The sequence below is a fragment of the Streptomyces sp. NPDC031340 genome (assembly GCF_055569945.1).
The window spans coordinates 188,470-204,555 of the sequence record NZ_JBVIIE010000010.1; the positions used below are offsets into that span (position 1 = coordinate 188,470).

The 16,086-nt window shown below is 70.6% G+C and carries 14 protein-coding genes and 1 tRNA gene; 12 read left to right on the plus strand and 3 right to left on the minus strand.

The features are described 5' to 3' along the window. Positions 1 to 108 precede the first annotated feature (108 nt). The 3 genes from ACZ5GT_RS10245 to ACZ5GT_RS10255 all read left to right on the plus strand — a co-directional run bounded on the left by ACZ5GT_RS10245 (position 109) and on the right by ACZ5GT_RS10255 (position 4,173). Complete coding sequence (locus tag ACZ5GT_RS10245; RefSeq protein WP_469018303.1) at positions 109 to 1,164, plus strand: ABC transporter substrate-binding protein; 1,056 nt, start codon at positions 109 to 111, stop codon at positions 1,162 to 1,164. Between the two features lie 299 nt (positions 1,165 to 1,463). Beyond that, complete coding sequence (gene desA, locus ACZ5GT_RS10250) at positions 1,464 to 2,906, plus strand: lysine decarboxylase DesA (RefSeq protein WP_469018307.1); 1,443 nt, start codon at positions 1,464 to 1,466, stop codon at positions 2,904 to 2,906. Continuing rightward, positions 2,890 to 4,173 (plus strand): lysine N(6)-hydroxylase/L-ornithine N(5)-oxygenase family protein, encoded by a 1,284-nt coding sequence (locus ACZ5GT_RS10255; RefSeq protein ID WP_469018310.1) that lies wholly within the window; start codon positions 2,890 to 2,892, stop codon positions 4,171 to 4,173. Before desA ends, ACZ5GT_RS10255 begins: the two co-directional genes overlap by 17 nt. 13 nt (positions 4,174 to 4,186) lie before the next feature. Here the strand turns inward: ACZ5GT_RS10255 and ACZ5GT_RS10260 are convergent, their stop codons facing one another. Continuing rightward, positions 4,187 to 5,395, minus strand: a complete 1,209-nt coding sequence (locus tag ACZ5GT_RS10260) for an RNA-guided endonuclease InsQ/TnpB family protein (RefSeq protein WP_469018313.1) — start codon at positions 5,393 to 5,395, stop codon at positions 4,187 to 4,189. Between the two features lie 182 nt (positions 5,396 to 5,577). Between ACZ5GT_RS10260 and ACZ5GT_RS10265 the strand changes: the two genes are divergently transcribed. The 5 genes from ACZ5GT_RS10265 (at position 5,578) to glmS (ending at position 11,090) form a co-directional block, all read left to right on the plus strand. Further along, positions 5,578 to 6,132, plus strand: coding sequence for a GNAT family N-acetyltransferase (locus ACZ5GT_RS10265; RefSeq protein ID WP_469018316.1), 555 nt, complete (start codon positions 5,578 to 5,580; stop codon positions 6,130 to 6,132). After that, complete coding sequence (locus ACZ5GT_RS10270) at positions 6,129 to 7,898, plus strand: IucA/IucC family protein (protein WP_469018319.1); 1,770 nt, start codon at positions 6,129 to 6,131, stop codon at positions 7,896 to 7,898. Before ACZ5GT_RS10265 ends, ACZ5GT_RS10270 begins: the two co-directional genes overlap by 4 nt. 104 nt (positions 7,899 to 8,002) lie before the next feature. Next, positions 8,003 to 8,884: a DUF4429 domain-containing protein gene (locus ACZ5GT_RS10275; protein ID WP_469018322.1), complete on the plus strand. Its 882-nt coding sequence runs from the start codon at positions 8,003 to 8,005 to the stop codon at positions 8,882 to 8,884. A gap of 116 nt (positions 8,885 to 9,000) precedes the next feature. Further along, positions 9,001 to 9,258, plus strand: a complete 258-nt coding sequence (locus ACZ5GT_RS10280; RefSeq protein WP_469018325.1) for a hypothetical protein — start codon at positions 9,001 to 9,003, stop codon at positions 9,256 to 9,258. Between the two features lie 14 nt (positions 9,259 to 9,272). After that, positions 9,273 to 11,090 carry a glutamine--fructose-6-phosphate transaminase (isomerizing) gene (glmS, locus tag ACZ5GT_RS10285; RefSeq protein WP_469018328.1) on the plus strand — a complete coding sequence of 606 codons (1,818 nt, stop codon included), beginning with the start codon at positions 9,273 to 9,275 and terminating at the stop codon, positions 11,088 to 11,090. Positions 11,091 to 11,435: 345 nt separating this feature from the next. Here the strand turns inward: glmS and ACZ5GT_RS10290 are convergent, their stop codons facing one another. Next, a complete protein-coding gene (locus tag ACZ5GT_RS10290) occupies positions 11,436 to 11,963 on the minus strand; it encodes a universal stress protein (RefSeq protein WP_398269474.1) in 528 nt (175 codons plus the stop codon). A gap of 317 nt (positions 11,964 to 12,280) precedes the next feature. Between ACZ5GT_RS10290 and ACZ5GT_RS10295 the strand changes: the two genes are divergently transcribed. The 4 genes from ACZ5GT_RS10295 to ACZ5GT_RS10310 all read left to right on the plus strand — a co-directional run bounded on the left by ACZ5GT_RS10295 (position 12,281) and on the right by ACZ5GT_RS10310 (position 15,194). Further along, positions 12,281 to 12,613: a hypothetical protein gene (locus ACZ5GT_RS10295; protein ID WP_469018332.1), complete on the plus strand. Its 333-nt coding sequence runs from the start codon at positions 12,281 to 12,283 to the stop codon at positions 12,611 to 12,613. A gap of 378 nt (positions 12,614 to 12,991) precedes the next feature. After that, entirely contained in the window at positions 12,992 to 14,248 is a 1,257-nt protein-coding gene (locus ACZ5GT_RS10300; RefSeq protein ID WP_469018338.1) for a helix-turn-helix domain-containing protein, read from the plus strand. A 154-nt stretch (positions 14,249 to 14,402) separates the two neighbouring features. Next, entirely contained in the window at positions 14,403 to 15,005 is a 603-nt protein-coding gene (gene orn, locus ACZ5GT_RS10305; RefSeq protein ID WP_469018341.1) for an oligoribonuclease, read from the plus strand. A 116-nt stretch (positions 15,006 to 15,121) separates the two neighbouring features. Then, positions 15,122 to 15,194: transfer RNA gene (locus ACZ5GT_RS10310), tRNA-His, on the plus strand. A 58-nt stretch (positions 15,195 to 15,252) separates the two neighbouring features. Here ACZ5GT_RS10310 and ACZ5GT_RS10315 read toward each other — a convergent pair. Continuing rightward, positions 15,253 to 16,086: DUF4389 domain-containing protein (locus ACZ5GT_RS10315; protein ID WP_469018344.1), on the minus strand; the 834-nt coding region annotated here is incomplete at its 5' end.

Sequence of the window (16,086 nt, forward strand, 5' to 3'; positions counted from 1 at the left end):
GTGACCGCGAGCGGGGCGAGACACCCCCTGGACAAGTAGTGAGGTTAGGCTAACCTACCTTCGAACTCGTCCGGTGGGCGTCTCGCCCTGTTCGAAAGCGGTCATGCCATGCCCAACGCCAGAGCCTCCCACCTCACCCGCCGCGGCATCCTCGCCGCGGGTGGTGTCCTCGGTCTCGGGGCCGCGCTCGCGGCCTGCGGCGGCGGCGACGCGAGCAACGGGGACAACGGGGATTCGGACAGCGGGACGACCGCCGGCAAGTCCGGCCCCTGGTCCTTCGAGGACGACCGCGGCAAGACCGTGAAGCTCGACGAAGCCCCCCGGAACATCGTCGCGTTCACCGGCGTCGCCGCCGCGCTGCACGACTACGGCATCTCCGTGAAGGGCGTCTTCGGCCCGACCAGGACGTCCGACGGCAAGCCCGACGTCCAGGCCGGCGACATGGACATCAGCAAGGTCACCGCCCTCGGCAACACCTGGGGCCAGTTCAACGTCGAGAAGTACGCGGCCCTCGCGCCCGACGTGCTCGTCTCCACCATGTTCGACGGCGCCGGAACCCTGTGGTACGTCCCGGAGGAGTCCGCGGACAAGATCGCCAAGCTGGCCCCCAGCGTCGGCGTCTCCGTCTACGACCGCCAGCTCACCGAGCCGCTGCAGCGCATGTGGGCGCTCGCCGAGTCGCTCGGCGCCGACATGAAGGCCGCCGCGGCCACCGACGCCAAGAAGAAGTTCGAGGAGGCCGCGGCCCGGCTGCGCGAGGCGGCCAAGGCCAAGCCCGACATCAAGGTGATGGCGGGCTCCGCGAGCCAGGAGCTGTTCTACGTCTCCGGCAGCAACCTCTCCATCGACCTGGAGTACTTCAAGGCGCTCGGCGTGAACTTCGTCGAGCCGCCGGAGAAGGCCAAGGCCGAGGGCGGCGGCTGGTACGAGAGTCTGAGCTGGGAGAACGTCGACAAGTACGCGGCCGACATCATCATGATGGACGACCGCACCTCGGCCATCCAGCCGTCCGACATCACCGAGGCCACCTGGAAGAAGCTGCCCGCCGTCAAGGCCGGCCAGGTCATCGCGCGCTCGCCCGAGCCGATCCTGTCGTACGACAAGTGCACGCCGCTGCTCACCGGCCTCGCGGAGGCGCTGGAGAAGGCGAAGAAGGTCTCCTGACCCGCCACCCGCACGCCCACCGGCCCGCCCCGCACCACCCGCACGCCCACCCCGCACCGCGACCCGCCCCGCACCGACCCGGGGCGGGTCGTGATGCGTGCGCGACCCCGGCGCGGCGATCCCGGCGCGGCGGCCCTGGCGCGGCGGCCCCGGCGCGGCGGCGCCTCACGGGCGTGACGACGGTCACGGCGGAGGCAGGTTTCGGGAGATCTGACTTAGGTTAGGCTCACCTAAGTTGATCTCGCGGATCCGCCCCGTTCCGCCCCGCGGCGGACCGTCCCCACCGGAGGACCCCCACCATGCGCTCGCACCTGCTCAATGACACGACCGCGGAGCACTACCGCCGCTCCGTGACGGAAGGCGTCGAGCGGGTGGCCGCACAACTGGCCTCCACCGAGCGTCCGTTCACCGGCATCACGGTCGACGCCCTCGCTCCCCGGATCGAGCGGATCGATCTCGACCGGCCGCTGCACGACACCACGGCCGTGCTCGACGAGCTCGAGGAGGTCTACCTCCGGGACGCGGTCTACTTCCACCACCCCCGCTACCTCGCCCACCTCAACTGCCCGGTCGTCATCCCGGCGGTGCTCGGCGAGGCGGTCCTGTCCGCGGTCAACTCCTCCCTCGACACCTGGGACCAGTCGGCCGGCGGCACTCTCATCGAGCAACGGCTCGTCGACTGGACCGCCGGACGCATCGGCTTCGGCCCCGCCGCCGACGGCGTGTTCACCTCCGGCGGCACCCAGTCCAACCTCCAGGCGCTGCTGCTGGCCAGAGAGGAGGCCAAAAGCGCGTCGCTCGCCGACCTGCGGGTCTTCGCGTCCGAGGTCAGCCACTTCAGCGTGCAGAAGTCCGCGAAACTGCTCGGCCTCGGCCAGGACGCCGTGGTCTGCGTCCCCGTCGACCGCGACAAGCGCATGCGGACCGTCGCCCTCGCCCGTGAGCTGGAGCGCTGCCGGCAGGACGGCCTGGTGCCGATGGCCGTCGTCGCCACCGCCGGGACCACCGACTTCGGCTCCATCGACCCGCTGCCCGAGATCGCCGAGCTGTGCGCCCGGTACGGGGCGTGGATGCACGTCGACGCCGCCTACGGCTGCGGGCTGCTGGTCTCGCTGAAGCACCGGGACCGCCTCGACGGCGTCGAGCGAGCCGACTCGGTCACCGTCGACTACCACAAGTCCTTCTTCCAGCCGGTGAGTTCGTCCGCCGTGCTGGTGCGCGACGGCGCCACGCTGCGGCACGCGACCTACCACGCCGAGTACCTCAACCCGCGCCGCATGGTGCGCGAGCGCATCCCCAACCAGGTCGACAAGTCCCTGCAGACCACCCGCCGCTTCGACGCGCTGAAGCTGTGGATGACGCTGCGCACCATGGGCGCCGACGGCATCGGGCAACTGTTCGACGAGGTGTGCGAGCTGGCGCGGCAGGGCTGGGAGCTGCTCGCGGCCGACCCCCGCTTCGACGTGGTCGTCGAGCCCGCCCTGTCCACCCTCGTCTTCCGCTGTGTCCCGGCCGCCGTCACCGACCCGGCGCGCATCGACCGCGCCAACCTGCACGCCCGCAAGGCCCTGTTCGCCTCCGGTGACGCGGTGGTCGCGGGCACCAAGGTGGGCGGCCGCCACTACCTGAAGTTCACCCTGCTCAACCCCGAGACCCGGCTGTCCGACATCGCCGCCGTCCTCGACCTCATCGCCGGCCACGCCGAGCAGTACCTGGGAGAGTCCCTTGACCGCGCATCCTGAAACCGGCCGCATCCACGACCTGGTGGGCATCGGGCTCGGCCCGTTCAACCTCGGGCTGGCCTGCCTGGCCGAACCGATCGCCGAACTCGACTGCGTCTTCCTGGAGTCCAAGCCGGGCTTCGAGTGGCATTCGGGCATGTTCCTCGACGGCGCCCACCTGCAGACGCCGTTCATGTCGGACCTGGTCACCCTGGCCGACCCGACCTCGCCGTACTCCTTCCTCAACTACCTGAAGGAGAAAGGGCGGCTGTATCCCTTCTACATCCGGGAGAACTTCTATCCGCTGCGGGTCGAGTACGACGACTACTGCCGCTGGGCCGCGGGCAAGCTGAGCAGCGTCCGCTTCGGCACGACCGTCACCCGGGTGACGTACGAGGACGAGCTGTATGTGGTGCGGACCGCGGCCGGCGAGACCTACCGCGCCCGGCACCTGGTGCTCGGCACCGGCACCACCCCGTTCCTGCCCGAGCCGTGCCGGGAGCTCGGCGGCGACCTCCTGCACACCTCCGAGTACACCCGGCGCAGGGAGGAGCTGCGGACGAAGAAGTCGATCACGATCGTGGGCAGCGGCCAGAGCGCCGCGGAGATCTACCACGAACTGCTCGGCGAGATCGACGTCCACGGCTACCAGCTCAACTGGGTCACCCGCTCCCCCCGCTTCTTCCCGCTGGAATACACCAAGCTGACCCTGGAGATGACCTCCCCGGACTACATCGACTACTTCCGCGCGCTGCCCGAGGAGACCCGCTACCGGCTGGAGAAGCAGCAGAAGGGGCTGTTCAAGGGCATCAACTCGGACCTGATCGACGCGGTCTTCGACCTGCTCTACCAGAAGAACGCCGAGGGCGGCGGCCGCCCGGTGCCCACCCGGCTGCTCACCAACTCCTCGCTGGTGCGCGCCCGTCACGAGGACGGCGGCTACACGCTCGGCTTCCACCACGACGAGCAGGGCAGGGACTTCGAGATCCGCACCGAGGGACTGGTGCTGGCCACCGGCTACCGCTACGAGCCCCCGGACTTCCTCGCCCCGGTCCGCGACCGCCTCCGCTTCGACGGGCACGGCCGCTTCGACGTGGGCCGCAACTACGCCGTCGACGTCACCGGCCGGGGCGTCTTCCTGCAGAACGGCGGCGTGCACACGCACAGCATCACCTCGCCCGATCTCGGCATGGGCCCGTACCGCAACAGCTGCATCATCCGCGAGCTGCTCGGCAGCGAGTACTACCCGGTCGAGAAGACCATCGCGTTCCAGGAGTTCGGAGTTTGACTTCCTCCCCCGCCTAAAGGCGGGGGATTCCAGCGGTCACCCGCTGGGGTTCCTGCTTCACCGACGACCGCCCCGTCCGGGAGGACTCCCGTTGAGGTCTTACACCGTCTCCACAGGCGGACGCCGCCAGCCCGGCGGCCAGGATGTTGCGTGCCGCGTTCACGTCGCGGTCATGCACGGCGCCGCAGTCACACGTCCAGTCGCGGACGTTCAGCGGCATCTTCGCCGCGACCGTGCCGCAGGCCCCGCACAGCTTCGAGCTGGGGAACCAGCGGTCGATCACGACGAGTTCGCGCCCGTACCAGGCGCACTTGTACTCCAGCATGGAGCGCAGCTGCGTCCACGACGCGTCCGAGATGGCGCGTGCGAGCCTGCCGTTCCTCAGCAGGTTGCGGACGGTGAGGTCCTCGATCACGACCGTTTGGTTCTCACGGACGAGACGAGTCGACAGCTTGTGCAGGAAGTCGCGGCGCCGGTCGGCGATCCGCGCGTGGACCCTGGCCGCGCGACGCCGGGCCTTCTCCCGGTTCGCCGAGCCCTCCGCCTTCCGCGACAGCTCCCGCTGCGCGCGTGCCAGGCGGGCGCGGTCGCGCCGCTCGTGCTTCGGGTTGGCGACCTTCTGCCCGGTGGACAGGGTCACCAGGGAGGTGATCCCGGCATCGATGCCGACCGCCGCCGTGGTGGCGGGGGCCGGGGCGATGCTCTCCTCGCACAGCAGGGACACGAACCAGCGTCCCGCCGCGTCACGGGACACGGTCGCCGTGGTAGGTACCGCACCCTCGGGCAGCGGACGCGACCAGCGGATGTCCAGCGGCTCGGCCATCTTCGCCAGAGTCAGTCTCCCGTCGCGCCACGTGAAGGCGCTGCGGGTGTACTCGGCCGACGCACGGGACTTCTTCCGGCTCTTGTACCGCGGGTACTTGGCGCGCTTGGCGAAGAAGTTCCCGAACGCCGTCTGAAGATGGCGCAGCGCCTGCTGGAGCGGGACGGAGGACACCTCCGTCAGGAAGGCCAGCTCCCCGGTCTTCTTCCACTGCGTCAGCGCGGCCGACGACTGCACGTAGGAGATCCGGCGCTGCTCGCCGTACCAGGCCCGGGTGCGCTCCTCCAGCGCCTTGTTGTAGACGAGGCGGACACAGCCGAACGTGCGCGACAGCTCCGCCGCCTGCTCGTCCGTGGGGTAGAAGCGGTACTTGAATGCCCGCTTGGCCTGCTGCGTCACGTCTCACACGATATCAGATTGGATGTGAGCGGCGGGTGTCGGCCGGTGGACGGTGGACGCCGGTCCACCGTGGCGGCGAACCGAATTTCCCTGCCCTGCTCCGCAGGAGTCCGTTTCTCCCCCGCAAGCGGGAGGTACCCCCACCCCGGCCTGAAGGCCGGGGTATCCAAGGAGGAATCCCGATGACCCGGCAGACGACCCGGCACACGGCCTTCGCCTTCCGGCCCGTCGACCCCCTGGCGGACGGCGAGCTGCTGCACCGCTGGGTGACGCACCCCAAGGCGGCGTTCTGGATGATGGGGGACGCCCGGCAGGAGGACGTCGAGCGCGCCTACCTGGAGATCGCCGCCGACGAGCACCACCACGCGCTGCTCGGCCTGCGCGGCGGCGAACCCGCCTTCCTGATGGAGCAGTACGACCCCGCGCACCGCGAACTGAAGGGCCTGTACGAGCCCGAGCCGGGCGACGTCGGCATGCACTTCCTGGTGCCGGCCACCAACACGCCCGAGCACGGGTTCACCCGAGCCGTCATCACCGCCGTGCTGGCGCACCTCTTCGCCGATCCGGCGGTCGCCCGCGTCGTGGTCGAGCCGGACGTGCGCAACAAGGCCGTCCACGCGCTGAACGAGGCCGTCGGGTTCGAAGCCGTGCGCGAGATCGAGAAACCGGAGAAACGGGCACTGCTGAGCGTCTGCACCCGGGAGCGGTTCCGGGCGGCGACGGGGGTGGCCGCGTGAGCCTTGCCGACGCCGTGGCCCACCTCTCCCCCGAGCGCTGGGAGCGGGCCGGCCGCCTCCTCGTACGCAAGGCGCTCGCCGAGTTCGCGCACGAGCGGCTGATCGCCCCCGAGCCGGACGGCGACGGGTACCTCGTCCACGGCGACGACGGGCTGACCCGCTACCGGTTCACCGCCATCCGCCGCGCCCTGAACCACTGGCAGGTGGACGCGGACTCGATCACCCGGCACCGTGACGGAACCGAACTCCCGCTGGACCCGCTGGAGTTCTTCATCGAGCTGCGGCGGACGCTGGGGCTGAGCGACGACGTCCTGCCCGTCTACCTGGAGGAGATCTCCTCCACCGTCTCGGGCCTGTGCTACAAGCTCACCAAACCGCCGGTCACCGCCGCCGAGCTGGCCCGCGCCGGCTTCCAGGACGTCGAGACCGGCATGACCGAGGGCCACCCCTGCTTCGTCGCCAACAACGGGCGGCTCGGCTTCGGCGTCCACGACTACCTGTCGTACGCCCCGGAGACCGCGAGCCCGGTCCGTCTGGTGTGGCTGGCCGCGCACCGCTCGCGGGCCGCGTTCACGGCCGGCGCCGGGATCGAGTACGAGACGTTCGTCCGGCAGGAGCTGGGCGACGCGACCGTCGAGCGCTTCCACCGCACGCTCACCGGCCGGGGCCTGGACCCGGCCGACCACCTCCTGATCCCCGTGCACCCCTGGCAGTGGTGGAACAAGCTCGCCGTCACCTTCGCCGCCGAGGTCGCCCGCGGGCACCTGGTCTGCCTGGGCGAGGGCGACGACGAGTACCTGGCCCAGCAGTCGGTGCGGACCTTCTTCAACGTCTCGCACCCCGGGAAGCACTACGTCAAGACGGCCCTGTCGGTGCTCAACATGGGCTTCATGCGCGGTCTGTCGGCCGCCTACATGGAGGCCACCCCGGCGATCAACGACTGGCTGGCCCGGCTCGTCGAGGCGGACCCGGTGCTGAGGTCGACCGGCCTGACGGTCATCCGTGAGCGGGCCGCGGTCGGCTACCGGCACCTGGAGTACGAGAAGGCGACCGACCGCCACTCGCCGTACCGCAAGATGCTGGCGGCCCTGTGGCGGGAGAGCCCGGTCCCCTCACTGGCGGACGGCGAGTCCCTGGCCACCATGGCCTGCCTGCTGCACGTCGACCACGAGGGCGCGTCCGTCGCGGGCGCGCTGATCGAGCGGTCGGGCCTGGCCCCCGCCGAGTGGCTGCGGCACTATCTGCGCGCCTACTACGTCCCGCTGCTGCACAGCTTCTACGCCTACGGCCTGGTCTACATGCCGCACGGCGAGAACGTGATCCTGGTGCTGGAGGACGGCGTGGTGCGGCGGGCGGTCTACAAGGACATCGCCGAGGAGATCGCCGTCCTGGACCCGGACGCGGTCCTGCCGCCCGAGGTGCGGCGCATCCGCGTGGACGTGCCGGAGGAGGAGAGGCTGCTGTCGGTCTTCACGGACGTCTTCGACTGCTTCTTCCGCTTCCTCGCCGCGAACCTCGCCACCGAGGGGATCCTGGAGGAGGACGGCTTCTGGCGGACAGTCGCCGACGTCACCCGCGAGTACCAGGAGTCGGCGCCCGCACTCGCCGACAGGTTCGCCCGGTACGACCTGTTCGCGCCCGAGTTCGCGCTGTCCTGCCTCAACCGGCTGCAACTGCGCGACAACCGGCAGATGGTGGACCTGGCCGACCCGTCCGGCGCGCTCCAGTTCGCCGGCACCCTGCGCAACCCCCTCGCGCGGTTCTGACCCGCGCCATGCGGTGGGCGCCCCGCGGCACGGACCGCGGGGCGCCCAGCGTGCCCAAATTGGTTCAGACCGCTCTGTCGCGGAACCGGTGCGACAATCCCCCCATGGCGGAAATCCTCCAGAAGGACGGCACCTGGGCGTTCGACGGCGACGCCCTCCGGCTGACTCCGGGACGCGACAAGAACGTCAGCCTGTTACGTCAGGCGCTCGGTGAACTCGTCGTTCCACTGGGCGCGTTGGCCGGGATCTCGTTCGAGCAGGGCAAGCGGGCGGGCCGGCTGCGGCTGCGCCTGCGGGACGGCACCGACCCGCTGCTGCACGCGACCGGCGGCCGGCTGACCGAACCCCACGACCCCTACCAGCTGATCGTCGAGCCCGACCGGCACGGCGTCGCCGAGTACTTCACGGAGGAGGTCCGCACCGCCCTGCTGCTGGACCAGGTTCCGGCCGGACCGGTGGACGAGTTCCTGCTGCCCGGACCGTCCGTCCCGCTGTCGGTCTCCGCCGGGGACGGCACCGCGAGCTTCGACGGCGAGCGCGTCCGCCTGGAGTGGAACTGGAAGACGGAGGACGCCAAGGCCGCCGCCGGCGCCCGCACCCTCGCCGTGACCGACATCGCCGCCGTGGAGTGGCAGCCGGCCGTCGGCCTGGAGAACGGGCACCTGCGCTTCACCGTGAAGGGCGCGGCGACCGAGGCGCCGCCCAAGTACGACCCCAACGCCGTCGAGCTGTGGGGGTTCAAGAAGGACCCGCTGATGGCGCTGGTCGCGGCGGCCGTGCAGGCCCGGCTGCCGCACCCGTCGAAGGCGGTCGCGCCGGAGCCCGAACCGCGCCCGCGGCTCCCCGAGCCGCCGGAGCCGGCCCGCGAGGACGGCCACGACGCGCTGCTGCGGCGGCTGCGCGAGCTGGGCGACCTGCACCGTTCGGGGGTCCTCACGGACGATGAGTTCGCCCTGGCCAAGCAGGCGGTCCTGAAGCGCATGTGAGAACCGGCGGCCGCCCGTGCGCCCACGGACAGCCGCCGATGCGAGTTCCACCACCCCCTTGCCCGAAATCGGGCAGGATTCTTGCGAAACCGCCTCCGGTGCCCCATGATCTACCGGTGCACGACGAACTCGTAGATCACCTGACGCGGTCCACGCCCCTGAGCCGGGGCGAGGCACTGCGGGTGATCCAGGACGTGCTCGCCTACTTCGACGAGACGACCGAGCAGTACGTCCGTCGCCGCCACCGCGAGCTGCAGGCCCAGGGCCTGGTGAACTCGACGATCTTCGAACGGATCGAGGCGGACCTGAAATACCGGGCGGTGGCACCGCCGGAGCTCACGCTCCGGCAGCTGCGCCGCATCGTCTACGGCTGAGGGACACATCTTTCATGTGCGGAATTGTCGGATACATCGGGAAGCGTGACGTCGCCCCGCTGCTGCTCGAGGGCCTGCAGCGGCTGGAGTACCGCGGCTACGACTCGGCGGGCATCGTCGTCACGTCCCCGAAGACGGCCGGACTGAAGATGGTCAAGGCCAAGGGCCGGGTCCGCGACCTGGAGGCCAAGGTCCCGGCGCGCTTCAAGGGCACCACCGGCATCGCCCACACCCGCTGGGCCACCCACGGCGCCCCCTCCGACGTCAACGCCCACCCGCACCTGGACGCCGAGGGCAAGGTCGCCGTCGTCCACAACGGCATCATCGACAACGCCTCCGACCTGCGCCGCAAGCTGGAGGCGGACGGCGTGGAGTTCCTCTCCGAGACCGACACCGAGGTCCTCGTCCACCTCATCGCCCGCTCGCAGGCCGAGAAGCTGGAGGAGAAGGTCCGCGAGACCCTCCGGGTCATCGAGGGCACCTACGGCATCGCCGTGATGCACGCCGACTTCCCCGACCGCATCGTGGTGGCCCGCAACGGCTCCCCGGTCGTCCTCGGCATCGGCGAGAAGGAGATGTTCGTCGCCTCCGACATCGCCGCCCTGGTCGCCCACACCCGGCAGATAGTCACGCTGGACGACGGCGAGATGGCCACCCTGAAGGCCGACGACTTCCGCACCTACACCACCGAGGGCACCCGCACCACGGCCGAGCCGACCACCGTGGAGTGGGAGGCGGCGTCGTACGACATGGGCGGCCACGACACCTACATGCACAAGGAGATCCACGAGCAGGCCGAGGCCGTGGACCGCGTGCTGCGCGGCCGGATCGACGACCGCTTCTCCACCGTGCACCTCGGCGGCCTGAACCTGGACGCCCGCGAGGCGCGCCAGATCCGCCGCGTGAAGATCCTCGGCTGCGGCACCTCCTACCACGCGGGCATGATCGGCGCCCAGATGATCGAGGAGCTGGCCCGCATCCCCGCGGACGCCGAGCCGGCCTCCGAGTTCCGCTACCGCAACGCCGTGGTGGACCCCGACACCCTCTACATCGCCGTCTCCCAGTCCGGCGAGACCTACGACGTGCTCGCCGCCGTGCAGGAGCTCAAGCGCAAGGGCGCGCGGGTGCTGGGCGTGGTCAACGTGGTCGGCTCCGCGATCGCCCGCGAGGCCGACGGCGGCATCTACGTGCACGCCGGACCCGAGGTGTGCGTGGTGTCCACCAAGTGCTTCACCAACACCACGGTCGCCTTCGCGCTGCTCGCGCTGCACCTGGGCCGCACCCGCGACCTCTCGGTCCGCGACGGCAAGCGGATCATCGAGGGTCTGCGCCGGCTGCCCGCGCAGATCGCCGAGATCATGGAGCAGGAGGAGGAGATCAAGAAGCTGGCCGAGCAGTTCGCCGACGCCCGCTCGATGCTCTTCATCGGCCGCGTCCGGGGCTACCCGGTGGCCCGCGAGGCCTCGCTGAAGCTGAAGGAGGTCTCCTACATCCACGCCGAGGCCTACCCGGCCTCCGAGCTCAAGCACGGCCCGCTGGCCCTCATCGAGCCGGCCCTGCCGACGGTCGCCATCGTCCCCGACGACGACCTGCTGGAGAAGAACCGCGCGGCCATGGAGGAGATCAAGGCCCGCAGCGGCCGCATCCTGGCGGTGGCCCACCAGCACCAGGAGAAGGCCGACCAGACGATCGTGGTCCCGAAGAACGAGGACGAGCTCGACCCGATCCTGATGGGCATCCCCCTGCAACTCCTCGCCTACCACACGGCGTTGTCCCTGGGCCGGGACATCGACAAGCCGCGCAACCTCGCCAAGTCGGTGACGGTGGAGTAGATCCGGTGGAGTAGATCCGCCCCCGGCGTCCGCCGCCGCGGACCGAACGACCCCCTGTGTGCCACCAGCACAGGGGGTCGCTCCTCTCAGCGGCCGAGGGCCGCCCACGCCCCGCGGCCCTCGGCCCTCGGCTGCCCCGGCCGGCGGCCGTCACACCGCGGCAGGCAACCCGTCGAACACGGGTACGTGAGCGATATATGCCCCGCGCAAAAACGCGGACACCCCTACGCGTCAGTAGATTCAGGCCGCGCGCAGGGGAATTGACGGTGTGTGGGACGGTGACGGCGGCCGCGAGGTCCGCGGGAGCCACCGGACGGCCCCGGGAGCCACGGGATGCCCCGGGAACTACGGGATGACCACCACGGGCCGCCGTGCCCGCTTGGCCAGCCGCCCGGCCACGGAGCCGAAGATGCGCCCCACGATGCCGTGCGTGGAGCCGACGACGATCGCGTCCGCCTCGTACTCCCGCCCGACCTCCTCGAGCTCGTGGCAGATGTCGCCGCCGCGCTCGACCAGGATCCAGGGCACCTCGGCGAGGTGGTCGGCGCAGGCCAGTTCCAGCCCGAGCACCTCGGTGCGGTGGTCGGGCACGTCGACGAAGACCGGCGGCTCGCAGCCCGCCCACACCGTGGTGGGCAGCCGGTTGGCGACGTGGACGATGATCAGGCCGGAGCCGGAGCGGTGGGCCATGCCGACGGCGTACGCGAGGGCGCGCTCGCTGGAGGTCGAGCCGTCGAATCCCACGACGACGCCGTGCTTGAAGGCGGGATCGCAGGAATGGCGTGGTTCTTCCGCCGCCAGGGGATCGGCCGCCGTGGGGTCGGCGACCGGCCGCTTGCGGTCCGCGGGTTCGAAGAATTCGTGACCGGCCATGGCTGTCTCGGCGTTGTGATCCTTGATCGGGTGGGACGACAGTGTGCGGCGGAGCTGTGTCCGGGAATCATCTTCCCAACCCCATACCCCCAAGGGTACGGCGGCACGCCTCCTTAGCCCATACCCCGCCCACGACCCGGCAGGGGTTCCAGGGAGCATGCACGAGGGTGCGCCCGTTACGCAATGGTTGCTGCGATGTACAGGCGGTTCGCCCGGGGTTCAGGTGCCCGTGGCCGCCCGCCCGGCCGAGGCGTACAGTGACCGCCCGGTCGAGCAGGCGTTGAACCCCGGTGACCGCCGCCCCAGGGAGCACACGCATGGCCGCACCGCACCGCACTCCCGGTCGATCCCGCCGGAGCACCCCGCCCCCGGACTCCGTGACCGACGTCGTCCGCCGGGCGGCCTTCAGCTGCGTCCTGGTCCCGGTGGTCCTCCTGTGGTGCGGCACCTCCCTCGCGGGCGCCGCGGGCACGGCCGGCGGCCTCGCCGCCGTCACGGCCGTCTGCCGCCTGCTGCTGCGCCGTTCGGAGCGCGGCGCGGCCCGGCCGCCGGCCGGCGAACGGGCCCCGCGCCCCGGGCGCCGCCACGGGGCCGGAACGGGCCCGCACCGAGGCGGACATCACACCGGGGGAGATACACCGGTCGGCTGACCGGTTTCCGCGCACGCAAGCGCATCTTTTCAGCCAACTTCTGGACACCGCGCACCCTTTGGCCCGAGCACCCCCCAACCCCCGTTCCACCTGCACGGACAGGGGGTCGGGAGCCCCACGCACCCTATGCGGATTGGCCACCGCCACGAGGCGCACTTCCCTGCACGCCCCACGAGTGCAACGCTTCGTGATCGAATGCTTCACGCCAAGTTGCCATGTCGACAATGTGCCGGTTGCCGAAGTCGGTCACCCCGGCACCACGGGACACAGTAGATTCGATCTTGACGTCTTACGGCGGGGGACTCGTGCAGGACCGAGGGGAAACGTGCAGGAGCGACACAACCGAGGAGCCGCGACCACCGAGGGGGGCTTAGCAGGATGAGCCACGACTCCACTGCCGCGCCGGAAGCCGCGGCCCGGAAGCTTTCCGGGCGACGCCGCAAGGAGATCGTCGCGGTGCTGCTGTTCAGCGGCGGCCCCATCTTCGAGAGTTCCATTCCGTTGTCGGTGTTCGGGATCGACCGCCAGGACGCCGGCGTACCGCGCTACCGCCTGCTGGTGGCGGCCGGTGAGGAAGGCCCGCTGCGGACCACAGGGGGCCTGGAACTGACCGCGCCACACGGGCTGGAGGCGATCTCACGCGCGGGCACGGTCGTCGTGCCGGCCTGGCGCTCGATCACCTCGCCGCCACCGGAGGAGGCGCTCGACGCGCTGCGCCGGGCCCACGAGGAGGGCGCCCGCATCGTCGGGCTGTGCACCGGCGCCTTCGTCCTCGCCGCGGCCGGCCTGCTGGACGGCCGCCCGGCGACCACACACTGGATGTACGCGCCGACGCTGGCCAAGCGCTATCCGTCGGTCCACGTCGATCCGAGAGAACTCTTCGTCGACGACGGGGACGTGCTCACCTCGGCCGGCACCGCGGCCGGAATCGACCTCTGCCTGCACATCGTGCGGACCGACCACGGCAACGAGGCGGCCGGCGCGCTCGCCCGCCGGCTGGTCGTCCCGCCGCGCCGGACAGGAGGCCAGGAGCGCTACCTGGACCGCTCTTTACCCGAGGAGATCGGCGCCGACCCGCTCGCCGAGGTCGTCGCCTGGGCGCTGGAGCACCTGCACGAGCAGTTCGACGTGGAGACCCTCGCGGCGCGCGCCTACATGAGCCGGCGCACCTTCGACCGCCGCTTCCGCTCGCTCACCGGGAGCGCTCCCCTGCAGTGGCTGATCACCCAGCGCGTGCTGCAGGCGCAGCGCCTGCTGGAGACGTCGGACTACTCGGTGGACGAGGTGGCCGGCCGCTGCGGCTTCCGCTCCCCGGTGGCCCTGCGCGGTCACTTCCGGCGGCAGCTGGGCTCGTCCCCGGCCGCCTACCGGGCGGCGTACCGGGCCCGGCGGCCGCAGGGCGAGCGGCCGGTCGAGCCGGAGGGCACGGCGGCACCCGTCGGCGCCCCCGGACCGGCGCCCGCGCTGCACCCGGAGGGTCCGGTCCCGCCGCAGACCCGCCGCACGGCGGCGAGCGCGATGAGCTCGGCGCCGTCTCCGGCCTCGGCGTACGCGGCGGCGTCCGCGTCCGACAACGGCCGCGACGCCTACCTCGCGGCCCGCGCGGCCGTGCCGGGACAGCGCAGCGGCACCTGATCCGGCGACGCCGGACGGACGGACCCGCTCCGCCCGTCCGGCGTCCACGGCCGGTCCCGGCCCGTCCGGGGCCCGCCCCGGTGCCGGAACCGGTGCCGACATCGGTGCCGACACCGGGCGTCCCGAAGACGGACGTCAGCTTTAGGGTGGTCGCATGAACGATCGCATGGTGTGGATCGACTGCGAGATGACCGGCCTCTCGCTGTCCGACGACGCGCTCATCGAGGTTGCCGCCCTCGTCACCGACTCCGAGCTGAACGTGCTCGGCGAAGGCGTGGACATCGTCATCCGCCCGCCGGACTCGGCGCTGGAGACGATGCCGGAGGTGGTACGTCAGATGCACACCGCGTCCGGGCTGCTGGACGAGCTCGCCGGCGGCACGACGCTGGCCGACGCCGAGCAGCAGGTCCTGGCGTACGTCCGCGAACACGTCAAGGAACCCGGCAAGGCCCCGCTGTGCGGGAACTCCGTCGGCACCGACCGCGGCTTCCTGCTGCGGGACATGCCCACGCTGGAGGACTACCTCCACTACCGCATCGTCGACGTCTCCTCCATAAAGGAGCTGGCCCGGCGCTGGTACCCGCGGGCGTACTTCAACAGCCCCGAGAAGAACGGCAACCACCGCGCGCTCGCCGACATCCGCGAGTCGATCGCCGAGCTGCGCTACTACCGGGAGGCGATCTTCGTGCCGCAGCCCGGCCCCGACTCGGACACCGCCAAGGCGATCGCCACGAAGCACGTCGTGCCTGGGCGGTAGCCCTTCCGGGGCCTCCCGGAGGGGCGCCGTGAAAGCCTGGCGCGAGCACCCCTTCGGACCCTGTACACTTTTTCTCGGCCGGTCAGGGAAACCACAGATCTGAACCTCCGGTCATGGTGGGTGTAGCTCAGCTGGTAGAGCACCTGGTTGTGGTCCAGGATGTCGCGGGTTCGAGTCCCGTCACTCACCCTGGAAAGCCCGAGGGCCCATTGGGTCCTCGGGCTTTTTCGTTCGGCCCACAGCGGTCTCAGGCCTCGGGTTTGCTCGTATCGACCGCAGGTGGGGGCGCCACCTCGTCGCGGGCGCCCTGGTCCAAGCGGAAGGGCGGGTATTCGTCGCGTAGCAGCGAGCCGTAGACCTGCACCCGCAGGATCCACCGGTTGATCCCCATCACGAAATCGAACAGGCCCTGGGAATAGCGTGCCGCGAAGAGCAGCCCGACCAGGGCGACGAAGGTGAGTGCGCCGATCAACGGGATTCCCGCGGCACTGGCCGTGGTGTCGGCGTCGTCGAAGTCGACCAGCCAGGCCGCCCCCGTCATACCGCCGATGATCAGGTAGTGCGGGATGGCCAGCAACCACCATTTCACCAGGACCAGCCCACGATGCAGCGTCGGTGGATAGTCGACGTCCAGATCCGCCGCGTAGTCGTCGTCACGGGCCAGGGAGAACGGCGGATATCTGTCGGTGCCGGCCGGCGTCCAGGCGTAGAAGCCGACCCGCCACGACCACCGTATGACCCCGACGCTGTAGTCGAACAGGGCCCGCGGGTATCTGCCGGTGAACAGGATCGCGAAGAACGCGATCACTGTGACCACGGCATAACCGATGTGCAGGAAGAACAGAACTATGTAATGCGGAATGGCGAGAAGCCATTTCACGATCCACATCCAGCGCGACAGCGCGGGGTCCAGATCGCCGCGGACTCGGACCGGGTAACCGGCGGGAGCAGGCATTGTGATCAACGCTCCTTCGAGGGTGCTGGCCCGGCCGACCCAACCGGCTCGGCCGCCCCTCAATTGTGAGCTCTCACACACGTTTTCGTATTCATCCCCCCATACCGACACGGCATCGAGATCAAC